Origin of the sequence: Paenarthrobacter aurescens (genome assembly GCF_025421775.1) — a bacterium.
Lineage (GTDB): Bacteria > Actinomycetota > Actinomycetes > Actinomycetales > Micrococcaceae > Arthrobacter > Arthrobacter aurescens_B.
Map to the genome: position 1 here is coordinate 1 of NZ_JAOEFX010000447.1, position 258 is coordinate 258.

Genomic DNA, 258 nt, shown 5'->3' on the forward strand with positions numbered 1-258 from the left:
GCATGCTGGCAGCCGGGGCTAGCGACACCGCTCCTGACAAGCAGGGGCGGGTCATGATTCCGCCGATGCTGAGGCGCTACGCCGCTCTTAATAAAGAGATCGTCGTGGTGGGAGCGATTACTCGAGTTGAGGTGTGGGACGCCACCGAGTGGGAGAAGTACTCCGAAGCTCAGGAGGAGGCCTTCGCCGATATGAACGAGGAGGTCTTCGCCGAACAGTGATCTCGCGGTCCGCGGGTCCGGGCCGACCGGGCCCCCT

At 64.0% G+C, this 258-nt stretch carries 1 pseudogene; it reads left to right on the forward strand.

The window, feature by feature from the left end:
- A pseudogene (locus N7568_RS24305) lies at positions 1-221 on the forward strand (division/cell wall cluster transcriptional repressor MraZ); the annotation flags it as partial.
- Positions 222-258 lie beyond the last annotated feature (37 nt).